Below are 15,060 nucleotides of genomic sequence, written 5' to 3'. Positions count from 1 at the left end.
ATGACTGAAGGCAACGAGAGCGCGTCGTTCGCGCTCTTGGACGATTGCGACTCGACCGCGTCCGCGCGGTCGAGTCGTTTGTATTCGGGCTTCGTGCGCGAACGCGTGTGCACGGACCCGGCGCAGCTCGACGCGGTCGATGCGGCGCTCGCGCAGGATCTGCGCGATGGGCTGCATGCGGTCGTCGTCGGCGATTACGCATTCGGACGCAACCTGCAACGGGCGCAGCCGGGCGATGCCCCGCTGCGCTTTTTGCTGTTTGCGCGCTGCGAGCGGCTGTCGCGCGACGAAGTCGATGCGTGGCTCGCGCAGCAGGACGGCGGCGGCACGCCGTCGATCGCCGGTGTCGCGCATGTCGCGAAGAGTGTGTCGCGCGATGCATTCGACGCGGCGATCGCCGCGGTGCACGACGCGTTGCGCGCAGGCGATTCGTATCAGGTCAATTACACGTACCGGCTGAATTTCGACGTGTTCGGCACGCCGCTTGCGCTGTACCGGCGGCTGCGCGCGCGTCAGCCGGTGCGCTACGGCGCGCTGATCGCGCTGCCGGGCGGCGCATGGGTCGTATCGTGCTCGCCCGAGCTGTTCGTCGAGAAGCACGGCGACGTGCTGCGTGCGCGGCCGATGAAGGGCACCGCGCCGCGCTCGGCCGATCCACGTGAAGACACGGCGGCCGCCGCGTTCCTCGCGAGCGATCCGAAGAACCGCGCGGAAAACGTGATGATCGTCGACCTGTTGCGCAACGACGTGTCGCGGATCGCGCGCACGGGCACCGTCAAGGTGCCGGCGCTGTTCTCCGTCGAGCCTTATGCGTCGGTGTGGCAGATGACGTCGACGGTCGAAGCCGGCTGGCGCGACGGCACGACGTTCGCGCAGATGCTGCGCGCGCTGTTTCCGTGTGGGTCGATCACCGGTGCGCCGAAGTACAAGACGATGCAGCTGATCGACACGATCGAGTCGACGCCGCGAGGGCTCTATACGGGCGCGATCGGCTGGCTCGATGCGCCGCAGGATGAGGCCGCGCCGGCGGGCGCTGCAGCATCCGACGGCGCGGCCGGTTGCGGCGATTTCTGCCTGTCGGTCGCGATCCGGACGCTGACGCTCGAGGCGGTCGCAGCCGATGCCGTCGCGACGAGCGCCACGCGCGACGCGGCAACGGCGACCGCCGGCCGGCGGCGTGGCACGATGGGCGTCGGCGCGGGCATCGTGCTCGACAGCGTCGCGGCCGACGAATATGCGGAGTGCGAATTGAAAGCGCGATTCCTGACGGATGCCGATCCCGGCTTCCAGCTGTTCGAAACGACGGCCGCCACGCGGGCGGACGGCATCCGCCACCTCGATCGTCATCTTGCGCGGCTGCAGCGCAGCGCCGATGCGTTCGGCTTCCGCTTCGACGCCGACGCGTTGCGTCGCGAGATCGATGCACGCTGCGCGGCGCTCGACGGCAACGGCGCGTACCGGATGAAGCTCGCGCTGGCGAAGGACGGCACGATCGAGATCGTCGCCGCGCCGCTCAAGCCGCTGCCGGCGGGGCCGGTCGGCGCGATGCTCGCGTCGGCCCACGGCTTCGCGCCGACCCGCGCGAGCGATGCGCTGCTGCTGCACAAGACCACGCGCCGCGCCGAATACGACCGCGCGTGGCAGGCGGCGGAGGCGCTCGGCGGGTTCGACATGCTGTTCGTCAACGAGCGCGGCGAGGTGACGGAAGGCGGGCGCTCGAACCTGTTCGTGAAGCTCGATGGCCAGTGGGTGACGCCGCCGCTGGCGTCCGGCGTGCTGCCGGGCGTGATGCGCGGCGTGCTGCTCGACGATCCCGCATTCGGGGCGGTCGAGCGCGTCGTGACCCGCGATGATCTGGCGCGCGCGCAGGGGCTGCTGTTGACCAATGCACTGCGCGGTGCGCTCGACGCGGTGCTGAAGTAACGACGCGACGGGGCGGGCGCTGGAGCCGCGAGCCGGTCGTCCATGCCGCGCTTTTTTACATCCGGGCTTCTACGTCAGAACGAGTGTTCGGGGCCGGGGAACGACCGATCCTTCACCGCGCGCACGTAGGCTTCGACGGCCGCCTGAATGTTCGGCTGCCCCTGCATGAAATCCTTCACGAAACGCGGCCGCTTGCCGGGGAACACGCCGAGCATGTCGTGCAGCACGAGCACCTGCCCCGAGCAGTCGACGCCCGCGCCGATGCCGATCGTCGGAATCTTCAGCATGTGCGTGACTTCGGACGCGACGAGCGTCGGCACGGCTTCGAGCACGACGAGTTGCGCGCCGGCATCCTCGATCGCGCGCGCATCGCGCAGCAGCTGCGCGGCGCCGGCTTCGGTCTTGCCCTGGACCTTGAAGCCGCCGAACGCATGCACCGATTGCGGCGTGAGGCCGAGGTGCGCGCAGACGGGCACCGAGCGCTCGACGAGGAAGCGGATCGTATCGGCGAGCCATTCGCCGCCTTCGAGCTTGACCATCTGCGCGCCCGCGCGCATCAGCTTGACCGCATTCGCGAACGCCTCGGCCGGCGTGCCGTACGTGCCGAACGGCAGATCGGCGACGACGAGCGCGCGCGGCTGGGCCCGCGCGACGCACGCGGTGTGGTACGCGATGTCGTCGAGCGACACCGGCAGCGTGGTCGTGTGGCCCTGCAGCACGTTGCCGAGCGAATCGCCGATCAGCAGCACGTCGGTGCCGGCGCGATCGAGCAGCGCGGAGAAGCTCGCGTCGTAGCAGGTGAGCATCGCGATCTTCTCGCCGGCGTCGCGCATTGCCTGCAGCTTGGGTACCGTCACGGCAGGCCGGCTCGATTCCTGGAGATAGGTCATGGGAAATCCGGGTCGATGGGTGAAGAGCGACAGGCGGGACGCGTCAGCGCGTCGTCTCGCCCTTGACGAAGAATTCCTTGCGGCCGCGCATCGTCTCGATGCGCTCGACCAGCAGGGCGAGATCTTCGGGGGAATCCAGCGGGTTCAGGTGTTCGGCTGCGACCGTCAGCACCGGCGTGCGGTCGTAGTGGTAGAAGAATTCGTTGTACGCGTCGACGAGCGAGCGCAGGTACGCGTCGCTGATCTGCAGTTCCATCGGCAGCCCGCGCTTCTGGATGCGCGAGAACAGCACTTCGGGGCTCGCCTGCAGATAGACGACGAGATCGGGCGACGGCGCCTGCGGCACGTCGACGTGCGTGGCGACCGAGCGATACAGTTGCCACTCGTCTTCCGGCAGGTTCAGCCGCGCGAAGATGTCGTTCTTCTGCGGCATGAAATCGGCGATGACGGGGCGGCCCGTGTCGAGCGCGCCGATCAGCTCGCGCGCCTGCTGCGCGCGCTGCAGCGCGAACGACAGCTGGACCGGCAGCGCGTAGCGCGCGGTGTCGCGGTAGAAGCGTTCGAGGAACGGGTTGTCCTGCGGGCGCTCGAGCAGCGTCTGCATCGACCAGCGCTCGCCGAGCAGGCGCGCGAGCGTCGTCTTGCCGACGCCGATCGGGCCTTCGATCACGAGATAGCGGTGTGGGGCGCGCAGGTCGGGCGCGGTGACGGTCAGCGGAGTGGCGTTCATCGGCAGCGGGTCTTGTCGGCGTCTTCGCCGGCAGCGAGCGCCTTTTGCATCAGGCACTGGCAGGTCTGCACCTTTTCGACGCGCTGATCCGCGACGGCGGCGAGAAAGGCGTCGGCCCGGCCGCGCGCGGGGATGTCGAGCGCCGGCTCGATCTCGACGAGCGGCACGAGCGCGAACGCGCGGTCGGTGAGGCGCGGGTGCGGGACGATCAGGTCGGGCTCGTCGATCGAATCGGCGCCGAACAGCAGGATGTCGAGGTCGAGCGTGCGCGGCGCATTGCGATACGGGCGCTCGCGGCCGAAGTGATGTTCGATCTTCTGGCAGAGCGCGAGCAGCTCGCGAGCCGACAGCGTCGTGTCGAGCTTGACGACGCAGTTGTAGTAATCGTCGCCGCCCGCTTCGAAGGGCGCCGTGCGATACAGGCTCGATTTGCCGAGGATCGAGATGGTGCGCTGCTGCGCGAGGCACACCACCGCGTCCTTCAGGGTCTGGCGCGCATCGCCGAGATTCGCCCCCAGTCCGATATATGCAACCGTCATGGCATCACTTCCTACGTCGTTCGCCGGCGCGCGCGTCAGTCGTCGGAACCGCTCGCGGTATCGCCTGCGGTATCCGGTGCCTGCTCGGCGGCACCTTCACCCGGCTTGCGGTTGCGCGCCCCGCCGCGGCGCCGCCGCTTGCGGGGCGATTTTTCCTTCGAGCCGCCCTGCGTGAGCAATGCCTCGCGAGCGGCCGCGTCGCCTTCGATGAAATCCGTCCACCACTGTCCGACTTCCGCATCGAGCTCGCCGGATTCGCAGCGTAACAGGAGGAAATCATACCCCGCTCTAAACCTTTGGTGTTCCAGCAGCCGCATCGCGCTGCGGCCCGAGCGTTTCTCGAGGCGCAGCTGCAGGCCCCAGATCTCGCGCATGTCGGCCGAGTAGCGCTTGTGGATCGCGAGCTTCTCGGTCTGCATGTCGAGCACGTCGTCCATCGCGCGATGGAGCGCCGGCACCGGGATCTCGCCCGCGGCGGTGTATTGCTCGAAGCGCTGGCGCATGTCGTGCCACAGCAGCGTCGCGAACAGGAAGCCCGGCGACACCGGCTTGCCGGCGCGCACGCGCGCGTCGGTGTTGTTCAGCGCGAGCGTGATGAACTTCTCGCCCTGCGGCTGTTCCAGCACGACGTCGAGCAGCGGCAGCAGCCCGTGGTGCAGCCCTTCCTTGCGCAGCCGCTGCAGGCACGCGAGCGCGTGGCCCGACAGCAGCAGCTTCAGCATTTCGTCGAACAGGCGCGCGGCCGGCACGTTGTTGATCAGGTCGGCGAGCGCGTGGATCGGCTCGCGCGTATGCGGTTCGATCTCGAAGCCGAGCTTCGCCGCGAAGCGCACGACGCGCAGCATCCGCACCGGATCCTCGCGGAAGCGCGTGGCCGGATCGCCGATCATCCGCAACAGGCGGGCGCGCACGTCGGCCATCCCGTCGTGGTAGTCGAGCACCGTCTGCGTCGACGGGTCGTAGTACATCGCGTTGATCGTGAAGTCGCGGCGCGCGGCGTCCTCATGCTGCTCGCCCCACACGTTGTCGCGCAGCACGCGGCCACTCGCGTCGACCGCGTGCGTGCGGCGATCGAGTTCGTCGCGCTTCAGGCGCTTCGGCGGTTCGGCCGTGGCCGCGGCCGCCTCGGGCGGCGCGTCGACCAGCGCGCGGAACGTCGACACCTCGATCAGTTCCTGGCCGAACTGCACGTGCACGATCTGGAAGCGGCGGCCGATCAGGCGCGCGCGGCGGAACAGGCGCTGCACCTCGGTCGGCGTCGCGTCGGTCGCGACGTCGAAGTCCTTCGGCGCGATGCCGAGCAGCAGGTCGCGCACGGCGCCACCGACGATGAACGCGCGAAAGCCCGCCTGCTGCAGCGTGTCGGTCACGCGCACCGCGTTCTTCGAGATCAGCGCCGGGTTGATGCCGTGCACGCTGGCCGGCACGACGGTCGGCTCATGGTTGCTGCGCGGTTTCTTCGCGCCGCCGCCGCGGGCGCCCTTCGGGGTGCGCGGGGCAGCAGGGGCCGCTGCGTCGGCCGGGGCCGCGGCGGGAGGCGTTTGCTCGGTTTCGTCCTGGCCGAGCAGCTTGCGGATGAATTTTTTGATCACGACGTTCAGAAGAGATCGAGGATGCGCCAGCCGCGCGCGTTTGCATGCGCGCGCAGCGTGTCGTCGGGGTTGGTCGCGATCGGGTCGGTGACTTTCTCGAGCAACGGGATGTCGTTGTGCGAGTCGCTGTAGAAGTAGCTGTGTTCGAAGTCGTCCCAGTGCTTGCCGAGCGACGCGAGCCACGCTTCGGTCCGCACGATCTTGCCTTCGCGATAGCTCGGCGTGCCGGTCGGGCGGCCCGTGTACGGGGAATCGGGGTGGCCGTCGGTCGTCTCGACCTCGCAGGCGATCAGCGTGTCGACGCCGAACGCGGTCGCGATCGGGCGCGTGATGAATTCGTTGGTCGCCGTCACGACGCAGCACAGGTCGCCCGCATCGAGGTGCCGGCGCACGAGTTCGAGCGCGGCGGGCGTCATCGCGGGCCGGATCACCTCGTGCATGTACTGCTCGTGCCATTGCGCGAGCTGCGCGCGCGAATACTTCGCGAGCGGCGTGAGCATCGCGCACAGGTACGCGTGGATGTCGAGCTGGCCGGCCTTGTAGTCGGCGAAGAACTGGTCGTTCTGACGCGAGAAGCTTTCCGCGTCGACGATGCCGAGCTTCACCATGAAGCGACCCCATTCGTGGTCGCTATCGGTCGGGATCAGCGTGTGATCGAGGTCAAAGAGTGCCAGATTAGTCATGGAAGCGCATTTTACTCGAAGCGGTTCGGGCCCGTGCCCGGTGGTGTGATGTCGTCGCCGGGACGCGCGAGCATCCGGCGCAGCAGCGGCAGCGTGACCGCGCGTTTCTGCTCGAGCGAGAAGCGGTCGAGCGCGTCGAGCAAGGCCATCAGGCTCGGCATGTCGCGGCGGAAATGGGTCAGCAGGTACGCGGCGATGTCGTCGGTCAGCGCGATCCCGCGCTCCTTCGCCGCGAGCTTGAGCACCGCGATCTTGCCGGCGTCGGACGGCGGCGACAGGTGGAACACGAGCCCCCAGCCGAGCCGCGTGCGCAGGTCCTCGCGCACGTCGAGCGCGAGCGGCGCCGCCGGGCCCGCGGCGACGAACGCGCTCGACGGGTGCGCGCGCACTTCGTTGAACAGGTTGAACAGCGCGACCTGCTGCGTGTCGCTCATCCGGTCGCAGTCGTCGATCGCATAGATGCCGATGCGCGGGTCGAACGTGAACGCGCCGAGCGGGCTCTGCGGCGTCAGGTAGCGCGCATAGCCGTACGACGCGTCGCTCACGAGCGCCTGCAGCAGGTGGGTGCGGCCGCTGCCGGGCTCGCCCCAGATATAGAACGACCGGTCCGGCACGGGGCCGGCCGCGAGCGCGAGATCGAGCTTCTGCAGGCGCGAGACGAGCTCGTCGTTCTCCTCGTTCATGATGAAGTTGTCGAACGTGGCGGGCGGCGGCGTGCCGAGATCGAGCGTCAGTTGACGGGACACAACAGTCACAATGCAGATCGGTTGGAAAAACGCGTGCCGTACGCCGGGCGCGCGCGGGGGAGGGCTCCGGTGCTCGACCACGCGGCCGCACGCACGGCGGCGCGCGGGTTCCGGCGCGGCTCGCGTGGCGAAGAAAACGGGGACGTGTCGACCAAGATGCAATCCCTGACGATTCGGTGCTGGGAATTCCGGCCAACGGGCCGGCTTCGGGTAAAATCGCATTTTACCGACCTTCTCGCATTCCCCCATGAATCCTCCGAAATCCGCTCCCGACGCTCAGGGTCTGTCCTATCGCGACGCAGGTGTCGACATCGACGCCGGCGACGCGCTCATCGACAAGATCAAGCCTTTTGCGAAGAAAACCCTGCGCGACGGCGTGCTCGGCGGCATCGGCGGGTTCGGCGCGCTGTTCGAAGTGCCGAAGAAATACAAGGAGCCGGTGCTCGTGTCGGGCACCGACGGCGTGGGCACCAAGCTCAAGCTGGCGTTTCATCTGAACAAACACGATACGGTCGGCCAGGATCTCGTCGCGATGAGCGTGAACGACATCCTCGTGCAGGGCGCCGAGCCGCTGTTCTTCCTCGACTACTTCGCGTGCGGCAAGCTCGACGTCGACACGGCCGCCACCGTCGTCAAGGGCATCGCGCAGGGCTGCGAACTGTCGGGCTGCGCGCTGATCGGCGGTGAAACGGCCGAAATGCCGGGCATGTACCCGGACGGCGAATACGACCTGGCCGGCTTCGCGGTCGGCGCGGTCGAGAAGAGCAAGATCATCGACGGCAGCACGATCGCCGAAGGCGACGTGGTGCTCGGCCTCGCATCGAGCGGCATCCACTCGAACGGCTTCTCGCTCGTGCGCAAGATCATCGAGCGCGCGAACCCGGACCTGTCGGCCGATTTCCACGGCCGTTCGCTCGCCGACGCGCTGATGGCGCCCACGCGCATCTACGTGAAGCCGCTGCTCGCGCTGATGCAGAAGCTGTCGGTGAAGGGCATGGCGCACATCACCGGTGGCGGCCTCGTCGAGAACATCCCGCGCGTGCTGCGCGAAGGCCTCACCGCCGAGCTCGACCAGCACGCCTGGCCGCTGCCGCCGCTGTTCAAGTGGCTGCAGGAGCACGGCGGCGTCGCCGACGCGGAAATGCACCGCGTGTTCAACTGCGGGATCGGCATGGCCGTGATCGTGTCGGCGGCCGATGCCGACGCGGCGATCGCCGACCTGACCGCCGCCGGCGAACAGGTGTGGAAGATCGGCACCGTGCGTGCGACCCGCGAAGGCGAGGCGCAGACGGTCGTGGTCTGACGCATCGCCGCAGCAGAATGCAGCACGGAAAGCCGCCCGGAATCGCTCCGGGCGGTTTTTTTTTCGGGCGCCGCGTCTGTATGGACGCAGGCCGATGAAGGAGGGGCGACGATGACCGAAGACGAACGGGCAATCCGCGAACTCGTGGACAACTGGTTCGTGTCGAGCCGGCGCGGCGATCTGGCGACGGTGCTGGACCTGATCGCCGACGACGCGATCTTCATGGTGGCCGGCAAGCCGCCGTTCGACAAGGCGGCGTTCGCGGCCGCGTCGCGCGACGCGAACGCCGGCGCGGAGCACGCGCCAAAGATCGACGGCCGCTACCGGATCGACGAACTGCGTGTGATCGGCGACTGGGCGTACCTGCGCAATTTCATCGAGATCGACGCGACGCCGCCGGGCGGCGAGACGATCCGCCGCTCGGGCCACACGCTGACGATCTTCCGCAAGACCGGCGGCCGCTGGCAGCTCGTGCGCGACGCGAATCTCGTCACGCTCGCGGGCTGAACGCGACGGCGCGCGCCGGCCAGCAACGGCGGCACGAGCAGGTACAGCAGCGCGGCGGCAGCCCAGACGAGCCCCGGCCACGTCGTGCGCGTCGCCGCGTAGGTCGCGGTGACGACCAGTGGCCCCGCGACGCCGATCAGGCTCGCCACGCTCGCCAGCGTGCCCTGCAGTTCGCCCTGACGCGTATCGTCGACCTGCCGTGCGAGCATCGCCTGCAATGCCGGCAGCGTCATGCCGCCGGCCGCGAACAGCGGCAGCAGCGCGAACGGCACCCACGCGGCGGTCGCGAACGCGATGACCGCCAGCCCGAGTGCATCGCCTGCAAGGCCCAGCGCGAGCGCGCGCCGCTCGCCGAGCCGCGCGATCAGCGGCCCGATCGCGAACGCTTGCGCGAGCGCGTGGCACGCGCCGTAACCGGCGAGCGACAGCCCCGCGACCGGCGTCGACCAGCCGAAATGTTCCTGGCCGTACAGGATCCACAGCGTCGCGGGCGCCTGCGACACGAGTGCCACGATCACGTAGATGCCGATCAGCGGCGCGAGCGCGGGCGCGCCGCTCAGCCGGCGCAGGTTCGCGAACGGGTTGAGCGCGCCAGCCGTGCGGCCGCCCCCGGCCGAGCGCGGCCGCGATTCCGGCAATACGTGCCACACGAGCACGAGATTCAGCGCGTTGAGCAACGCGGCCGCGACGAACGGCGCACGCAGGTGCAGCGCGCCGAGCAGCCCGCCGATCAGCGGGCCGGCGATGAAGCCGATGCCCATCATCGCGCCGAGCTGGCCGAAGCGCCGCGCGCGGTCGGGTTCGGCCGTCACGTCGGTCACGTACGCGGTCGCGACCGCGACGTTCGCGCCGGTGACGCCCGCGATCAACCGCCCGACGTAAAGCCATGCGAGCGTCGGCGCGAGCGCCATCAGCAGATAGTCCAGCGCGGCGCCCGCGAGCGACGCCAGCAGTACCGGGCGGCGGCCGAAACGGTCGCTCAGCGCGCCGAGCAGCGGCGCACACAGGAACTGCGCGAACGCGTACAGCGCGAGCAGGACGCCGTAATGGGTGTCGGTGCTGCCGGTGGCGGCGAGCGAGCGCAGCAGCCCGGGCAGGATCGGCATCACGATCCCGACGCCGATCGCGTCGAGCAGCACCGTGGCCAGAATGGCAATCAGGGACGGATTCAAGAGGATGACTCTATCGATGATAGAGTGAGGATTATTCCACAGTTTCCCTATCGGTGATAGAGATGAAGGACACAGGGGCGCGACTGACGCGCGACACGGTATTGCGCGCGGCGCTCGACCTGCTGGATGAAGTGGGGATCGATGGACTGTCCACCCGGCGGCTCGCCGAGCGGCTCGGCGTGCAGTCGCCGACGCTTTACTGGCATTTCAGGAACAAGGCCGAGCTGCTCGACGCAATGGCCGAGGCGATCATGCTGGAGCGCCACGGTGCGTCGCTGCCGGAGCCGGGCGAAGTATGGGATGCATGGCTCGCGGAGAATGCGCGCAGTTTCCGCCGCGCGCTGCTCGCTTACCGCGACGGCGCGCGCCTGCACGCCGGCACCCGGCCGCGCGCGCTGCATTTCAGTTCGATCGAACGCAAGATCGCGCTGCTCGGTGAAGCGGGGTTCAAGCCGGACGAGGCGGTCGACGTGATGGTCGCGATCGGGCGCTTCGTGGTCGGCTGGGTGCTGGAAGAGCAGGCGCGGCCGGACGGCGACGCCGATGCGCTGCTGCCGGATGCGGCCGAGTATCCGTTGTTCGCGCAAGGCTGGGCCACGCTGCGCGAGCGCAGCGGCGACGAAGCGTTCGAGCGCGGCATCGCATGGATCGTCGACGGCGCCCGCGCGCGCCTGGCGGCGCGTCGGGCCGGCTGACGCATCAGCCCGGTGTGCGGCCGTCGAGGACGCGTTCGAGCGCGTCGAGCGCGCGGGCCGTCGAATCCGGCGCGACGCAGTCGACCACGATCCGCTCCGGCATCGCGCGCAGCCACGTGATCTGGCGTTTGCACAGCTGGCGGGTCGCGAAGATGCCCTTGTCGCGCATCGTCCGGTAGTCGGTGTCGCCGTCGAGGAATTCCCACGCCTGCCGGTAGCCGACGCAACGCATCGACGGCAGGTCGGGATGGAGATCCTCGCGGCGCCGCAGCCGTTCGACTTCGTCGATGAAGCCCGCGTCGAGCATCGCATCGAAGCGCTGCGCGATCCGCGCGTGCAGCACCGCGCGATCCGACGGCTCGAGCGCGACCGGCACGAAGCGGTACGCGGCGGCCGCATCGTCGGTGCGGCGCGGCGCGGCGAGCAGCACCGACATCGGCTGCCCGCTCAACATGAAGATTTCCAGTGCCCGCTGGATCCGCTGCGAATCGTTCGGCGCGAGCCGCGCGGCCGTGTCGGGATCGACCTGCGCGAGCCGCGCGTGCAGCGCGGGCCAGCCGTCGCGCGCGGCGTCGGCGTCGAGTGCCGCGCGGATCTCCGGGTCGGCGCCCGGCAGGTCGTTGAGCCCGTGCGTCAGCGCCTTGTAGTACAGCATCGTGCCGCCCGCGAGCAGCGGCGTGCGGCCGCGCGCGACGATCTCGCCGATCAGCCGCAGCGTGTCCGCGCGGAATTCCGCGGCCGAATACGCGTCGGCCGGGTCGATGATGTCGATCAGGTGATGCGGCACGCTCGCGCGCTCGTCGCGCGACGGTTTCGCGGTGCCGATATCCATGCCGCGGTAGACGAGCGCCGAATCGACGCTGACGATCTCGATCGGGCGGCGCGCGGCGAGCGCCAGCGCCGCGGCCGTCTTGCCCGAAGCGGTGGGGCCGAGCAGGCAGGCGATCGTCGTCGGGGTGGACTGCGAAGAAGCGCTCATTGCCCGCGCATGAAGAGGCGGTCGAGATCGTTCAGCGTGAGCTGATACCAGGTCGGCCGGCCGTGATTGCACTGGTCCGCGCGCTCGGTCGCCTCCATCTGGCGCAGCAGCGCGTTCATCTCGTCGAGCGTCAGGCGCCGGTTCGCGCGCACCGCGTGATGGCACGCGAGCGTGCCGAGCAGTTCGTGCTGGCGCTCGGTGAGCACCCGCGAGCCGCCGAACGCGTGCAGGTCGGCCAGCACCGCGCGCGCGAGCGACTGCAGGTCGGCATCCTTCAGCAGCGCCGGCACCGCGCGGATCGCGAGCGTCGTCGGCGACAGCACCGCGAGGTCGAAGCCGAGCGATTCGAGCGTGTCGCGCTCTTCCTCGACCGTGCCGATCTCGACCGGCGTGGCTGTCATCGAGATCGGCAGCAGCAGCGACTGCACGGCGACCGTGCGATCCGCGAGCGCGTTCTTGAACTGTTCGTACAGGATTCGCTCGTGCGCCGCGTGCATGTCGACGATCACGAGACCGTACGCATTCTGCGCGAGCACGTAGATGCCGTGGATCTGGCCGAGCGCGAACCCGAGCGGCTGGTCGTCGTGCGCGCCGGCGGCGAGCGGCGACGCGGCGAAGCCCGGCAGCGGCGCGGCCGGTGCGTCGGCCGAATCGCGCGCGATGAGCGTCGTGCCGTCCGGCGTGCCGGCGCCGCTGTCCTTGCGGCCGAACAGCGCGTCGTAGAGCGCGAGCGGCTGCGCGACGGGCAGCGTGCCCTGCGTCATCCGTGCCTGGCGCATCCACGTGTTGCCCGCCGATGATGAAGACGACGGCGACGAGAAGCCGCTGCCGCCGCTACCGCCAATGCCGCCGGCGCCGCCGGGACTCTGGCCGAGCGGCGTGTCGAGGAACGACGCCGGCCCGCGCGGGGCGGGCTCGATATGCGCGGCATGGCCGCCCGCGGTGGTTTCCGGCGACGCGCCCGCGTGGCGCGCGAGCGCCCGCTGGACCGCGTGGAACACGTACTGGTGGATCGAGCGCGAATCGCGGAACCGCACTTCGATCTTCGACGGATGCACGTTCACGTCGACGGCTTCGGGCGGCAGGTCGAGGAACAGCACGTACGACGGATAGCGGTCGCCGTGCAGCACGTCCTCGTAGGCCGCGCGCACCGCGTGCGTCAGCAGCTTGTCGCGCACGAAGCGGCCGTTCACGAAGAAATACTGCTGGTCGGCGCGCCCGCGGCTCGCGGTCGGCAGGCCGGCGCAGCCGTAGACGGCGAGCGGGCCGGCCTGCTCGTCGAGCGGCAGGTGCGCGGTCGCGAAGCCGTCGCCGAGGATCTTCGCGACGCGCTGCGCGGGCTCGGTCGCATTCCAGTGCTCGACGGCCTTGCCGTTGTGCAGCACCGAGATCGCGACGTCCGGCCGCGCGAGCGCCGCGCGGCGGATCATTTCCAGGCAGTGGCCGAATTCGGTCTGCTCGCTCTTCAGGAACTTGCGCCGCGCGGGCGTGTTGAAGTACAGCTCGCGCACCTCGATCGTCGTGCCGACCGAGCCGGCGGCGGGCGACAGCACGCCCGTCTGCGCATCGATCTTCATCGCATGCGCGGCATCGGCCGTCCGGCTCGTGATCGACATCTCGGCGACCGACGCGATCGACGCGAGCGCTTCACCCCGAAAACCCAGCGTCGCGACCGCCTCGAGCTCCTCGAGCGAGCGGATCTTGCTGGTCGCATGGCGCATCAGCGCGAGCGCCAGTTCGTCGGGCGGAATCCCGCAGCCGTCGTCGGTGATCGAGATGCGCTTGACGCCGCCTTCTTCCAGCACGATGCGCAGCGTCGTCGCGCCGGCGTCCATCGCGTTCTCGAGCAACTCCTTGACGACCGACGCCGGGCGTTCGACGACCTCGCCGGCGGCGATCTGGCTGATCAACTGGTCGGGCAAGGGCTGGATCGCGCGCAGCGGGCGCGCGGCGGGGGCGGGCGCGGCGCCCGCGGCCGTTTCGGTGATATCGGACATGGCCGAATTATAGCGAGGCGGCGAACGTGTGCCGGGGCAGCCGGCCGTTACGTTTTTTCACGGAGCCTTAAGGTAGTTTCGGTATCATCGCTGGGTTGCACGCGCCGCCTTGGCTGGCGGGCGCCTCGGCCATGTCTGGCCGGTTCCGGCCGTTCCGGCCCCATCGCCTTCGAGGAATCGCATTTGGATACGCTGCTTCATTTCGTCAATCTTGTCCTGCATATCGACGCTTTCCTCGGCGATTTCATCCGGCAGTACGGCGCATGGGTCTATCTGGTCCTGTTCCTGATCGTGTTCTGCGAGACGGGGCTCGTCGTGTTCCCGTTCCTGCCCGGCGATTCGCTGCTGTTCATCGGCGGCGCGTTCGCGGCGACGGGCGAAATGAACGTCGGCCTGCTGATCGTGCTGCTGCTCGTCGCGGCGATTTCCGGCAACACCGTGAACTACCTGATCGGCCGCTGGATCGGCCCGAAGGTGTTCAATACGCATATCCCGGTGCTCGAGCGCTTCCTCGATCGCGCCGCGCTGCAGAAGACCCACTCGTTCTACGACAAGCACGGCGGCAAGACGATCGTGCTCGCACGCTTCATTCCGGTCGTGCGGACGTTCGCGCCGTTCGTCGCGGGGGCTTCGTCGATGAGCGTCGCGCGCTTTCAGTTGTTCAACGTGATCGGCGCGCTGGTGTGGGTGCTGCTGCTCGTGCTGCTCGGCTATTTCTTCGGCAACATTCCGTTCATCCGCCAGTACCTGAACGTGATCGTGCTGGTCGGGATCGGCGCGGCGATCGTGCCGGTCGCGCTGGGTGCGGTGTGGAAGCTGGTGCGCGGGCGGCGCTCGGATAATGTGCCGAAGGCGGGGGGGCGTTGAGCGGGTGAGGGCTTCCGAGCCTGCTTCAGGCAAAAAAATGGCGGTTGCCACGCTCGACTGCTGACGAATCCCTCGTTTTTCGGGGCGCGGGTTTCGTTTTTTGAGGAACTGGATTCAGAGCGGCGAGGTAGGCGAGTCGGCCGATTTACCGCGCAGTCGGTAACGAGGCACCGGAGAATTTGCACAAATGGTCGGCCTGGGCCTGCGTGAGTCTTTTTCCCTTGGCAGCAGCATCGCGATTTCGAAGGTGCTGCGAGTTCTCGACAACAAGGTCTTGAAGGTGACGCTGTTGAGTATCGATTCGGCAAACGAACCTGTCCGCATTTTTGTGGGTGAGGCGGTTGAACAACGCGTTATCCGCGCGCCTTCATAAATCGCTCTCCGAACAGGATAGCAAACTGGTTCATCGCTGATTTCCAGTCGAACGCAGTCCGCAC

14 protein-coding genes and 1 pseudogene are annotated in these 15,060 nt (G+C 68.7%); 6 read left to right on the top strand and 9 right to left on the bottom strand.

The features are described from left to right. The gene (locus tag H0X90_RS19560; protein ID WP_077189442.1) at positions 1–1,923 is read left to right on the top strand and encodes a chorismate-binding protein; all 1,923 of its coding nucleotides are present in this window, start codon (positions 1–3) and stop codon (positions 1,921–1,923) included. A gap of 74 nt (positions 1,924–1,997) precedes the next feature. Here H0X90_RS19560 and panB read toward each other — a convergent pair whose 3' ends face one another. From panB to hda, 6 genes are read right to left on the bottom strand one after another with little or no spacing between them, the layout of a single operon-like run. Continuing rightward, a complete protein-coding gene (gene panB / locus H0X90_RS19555) occupies positions 1,998–2,813 on the bottom strand; it encodes a 3-methyl-2-oxobutanoate hydroxymethyltransferase (protein WP_006485002.1) in 816 nt (271 codons plus the stop codon). A gap of 43 nt (positions 2,814–2,856) precedes the next feature. Further along, positions 2,857–3,543 carry a deoxynucleoside kinase gene (locus H0X90_RS19550; RefSeq protein ID WP_006484932.1) on the bottom strand — a complete coding sequence of 229 codons (687 nt, stop codon included), beginning with the start codon at positions 3,541–3,543 and terminating at the stop codon, positions 2,857–2,859. Beyond that, complete coding sequence (gene folK / locus H0X90_RS19545; RefSeq protein WP_006476832.1) at positions 3,540–4,082, bottom strand: 2-amino-4-hydroxy-6-hydroxymethyldihydropteridine diphosphokinase; 543 nt, start codon at positions 4,080–4,082, stop codon at positions 3,540–3,542. Before folK ends, H0X90_RS19550 begins: the two co-directional genes overlap by 4 nt. 35 nt (positions 4,083–4,117) lie before the next feature. Beyond that, positions 4,118–5,674: a polynucleotide adenylyltransferase PcnB gene (gene pcnB, locus H0X90_RS19540; protein WP_006497490.1), complete on the bottom strand. Its 1,557-nt coding sequence runs from the start codon at positions 5,672–5,674 to the stop codon at positions 4,118–4,120. A 5-nt stretch (positions 5,675–5,679) separates the two neighbouring features. Continuing rightward, the gene (locus H0X90_RS19535; RefSeq protein ID WP_060213961.1) at positions 5,680–6,357 is read right to left on the bottom strand and encodes an HAD family phosphatase; all 678 of its coding nucleotides are present in this window, start codon (positions 6,355–6,357) and stop codon (positions 5,680–5,682) included. 11 nt (positions 6,358–6,368) lie between these two features. Further along, positions 6,369–7,103, bottom strand: a complete 735-nt coding sequence (hda, locus tag H0X90_RS19530; protein ID WP_034200992.1) for a DnaA regulatory inactivator Hda — start codon at positions 7,101–7,103, stop codon at positions 6,369–6,371. Between the two features lie 247 nt (positions 7,104–7,350). Between hda and purM the strand changes: the two genes are divergently transcribed. Both purM and H0X90_RS19520 read left to right on the top strand, forming a co-directional pair. Then, positions 7,351–8,406, top strand: coding sequence for a phosphoribosylformylglycinamidine cyclo-ligase (purM, locus tag H0X90_RS19525; RefSeq protein ID WP_006497487.1), 1,056 nt, complete (start codon positions 7,351–7,353; stop codon positions 8,404–8,406). A 111-nt stretch (positions 8,407–8,517) separates the two neighbouring features. Beyond that, positions 8,518–8,913: an SgcJ/EcaC family oxidoreductase gene (locus tag H0X90_RS19520; RefSeq protein ID WP_077189441.1), complete on the top strand. Its 396-nt coding sequence runs from the start codon at positions 8,518–8,520 to the stop codon at positions 8,911–8,913. Between the two features lie 11 nt (positions 8,914–8,924). Here the strand turns inward: H0X90_RS19520 and tet are convergent. After that, positions 8,925–10,091, bottom strand: a pseudogene (tet, locus tag H0X90_RS19515) (Tet(A)/Tet(B)/Tet(C) family tetracycline efflux MFS transporter); the annotation flags it as partial. Between the two features lie 56 nt (positions 10,092–10,147). Here tet and tetR point away from each other — a divergent pair. Next, the gene (gene tetR, locus H0X90_RS19510; RefSeq protein ID WP_034200989.1) at positions 10,148–10,780 is read left to right on the top strand and encodes a tetracycline resistance transcriptional repressor TetR; all 633 of its coding nucleotides are present in this window, start codon (positions 10,148–10,150) and stop codon (positions 10,778–10,780) included. A 4-nt stretch (positions 10,781–10,784) separates the two neighbouring features. Here tetR and miaA read toward each other — a convergent pair whose 3' ends face one another. Beyond that, positions 10,785–11,759 (bottom strand): tRNA (adenosine(37)-N6)-dimethylallyltransferase MiaA, encoded by a 975-nt coding sequence (gene miaA, locus H0X90_RS19505; RefSeq protein WP_077189440.1) that lies wholly within the window; start codon positions 11,757–11,759, stop codon positions 10,785–10,787. After that, positions 11,756–13,756: a DNA mismatch repair endonuclease MutL gene (mutL, locus tag H0X90_RS19500; protein WP_077189439.1), complete on the bottom strand. Its 2,001-nt coding sequence runs from the start codon at positions 13,754–13,756 to the stop codon at positions 11,756–11,758. Before mutL ends, miaA begins: the two co-directional genes overlap by 4 nt. A 183-nt stretch (positions 13,757–13,939) precedes the next feature. Here mutL and H0X90_RS19495 point away from each other — a divergent pair, with 183 nt between their 5' ends. Continuing rightward, complete coding sequence (locus tag H0X90_RS19495; protein ID WP_077189438.1) at positions 13,940–14,623, top strand: DedA family protein; 684 nt, start codon at positions 13,940–13,942, stop codon at positions 14,621–14,623. Positions 14,624–14,810: 187 nt separating this feature from the next. Then, complete coding sequence (locus tag H0X90_RS19490; protein ID WP_077189437.1) at positions 14,811–14,996, top strand: hypothetical protein; 186 nt, start codon at positions 14,811–14,813, stop codon at positions 14,994–14,996. The last annotated feature ends 64 nt before the right edge of the window (positions 14,997–15,060 follow it).

Source organism: Burkholderia sp. 9775_39 (genome assembly GCF_015712225.1).
Lineage (GTDB): Bacteria > Pseudomonadota > Gammaproteobacteria > Burkholderiales > Burkholderiaceae > Burkholderia > Burkholderia cenocepacia.
This window is presented reverse-complemented; position numbering and strand designations above follow the sequence as displayed.

Coding starts and splice junctions, on each gene's coding strand:
- folK (WP_006476832.1), bottom strand. CDS start 4,082: ATGACGGTTGCATATATCGGACTGGGGGCGAATCTCGGCGATGCGCGC.
- H0X90_RS19520 (WP_077189441.1), top strand. CDS start 8,518: ATGACCGAAGACGAACGGGCAATCCGCGAACTCGTGGACAACTGGTTC.
- tetR (WP_034200989.1), top strand. CDS start 10,148: ATGAAGGACACAGGGGCGCGACTGACGCGCGACACGGTATTGCGCGCG.
- H0X90_RS19550 (WP_006484932.1), bottom strand. CDS start 3,543: ATGAACGCCACTCCGCTGACCGTCACCGCGCCCGACCTGCGCGCCCCA.
- purM (WP_006497487.1), top strand. CDS start 7,351: ATGAATCCTCCGAAATCCGCTCCCGACGCTCAGGGTCTGTCCTATCGC.
- miaA (WP_077189440.1), bottom strand. CDS start 11,759: ATGAGCGCTTCTTCGCAGTCCACCCCGACGACGATCGCCTGCCTGCTC.
- H0X90_RS19490 (WP_077189437.1), top strand. CDS start 14,811: ATGGTCGGCCTGGGCCTGCGTGAGTCTTTTTCCCTTGGCAGCAGCATC.
- H0X90_RS19560 (WP_077189442.1), top strand. CDS start 1: ATGACTGAAGGCAACGAGAGCGCGTCGTTCGCGCTCTTGGACGATTGC.
- mutL (WP_077189439.1), bottom strand. CDS start 13,756: ATGTCCGATATCACCGAAACGGCCGCGGGCGCCGCGCCCGCCCCCGCC.
- H0X90_RS19535 (WP_060213961.1), bottom strand. CDS start 6,357: ATGACTAATCTGGCACTCTTTGACCTCGATCACACGCTGATCCCGACC.
- panB (WP_006485002.1), bottom strand. CDS start 2,813: ATGACCTATCTCCAGGAATCGAGCCGGCCTGCCGTGACGGTACCCAAG.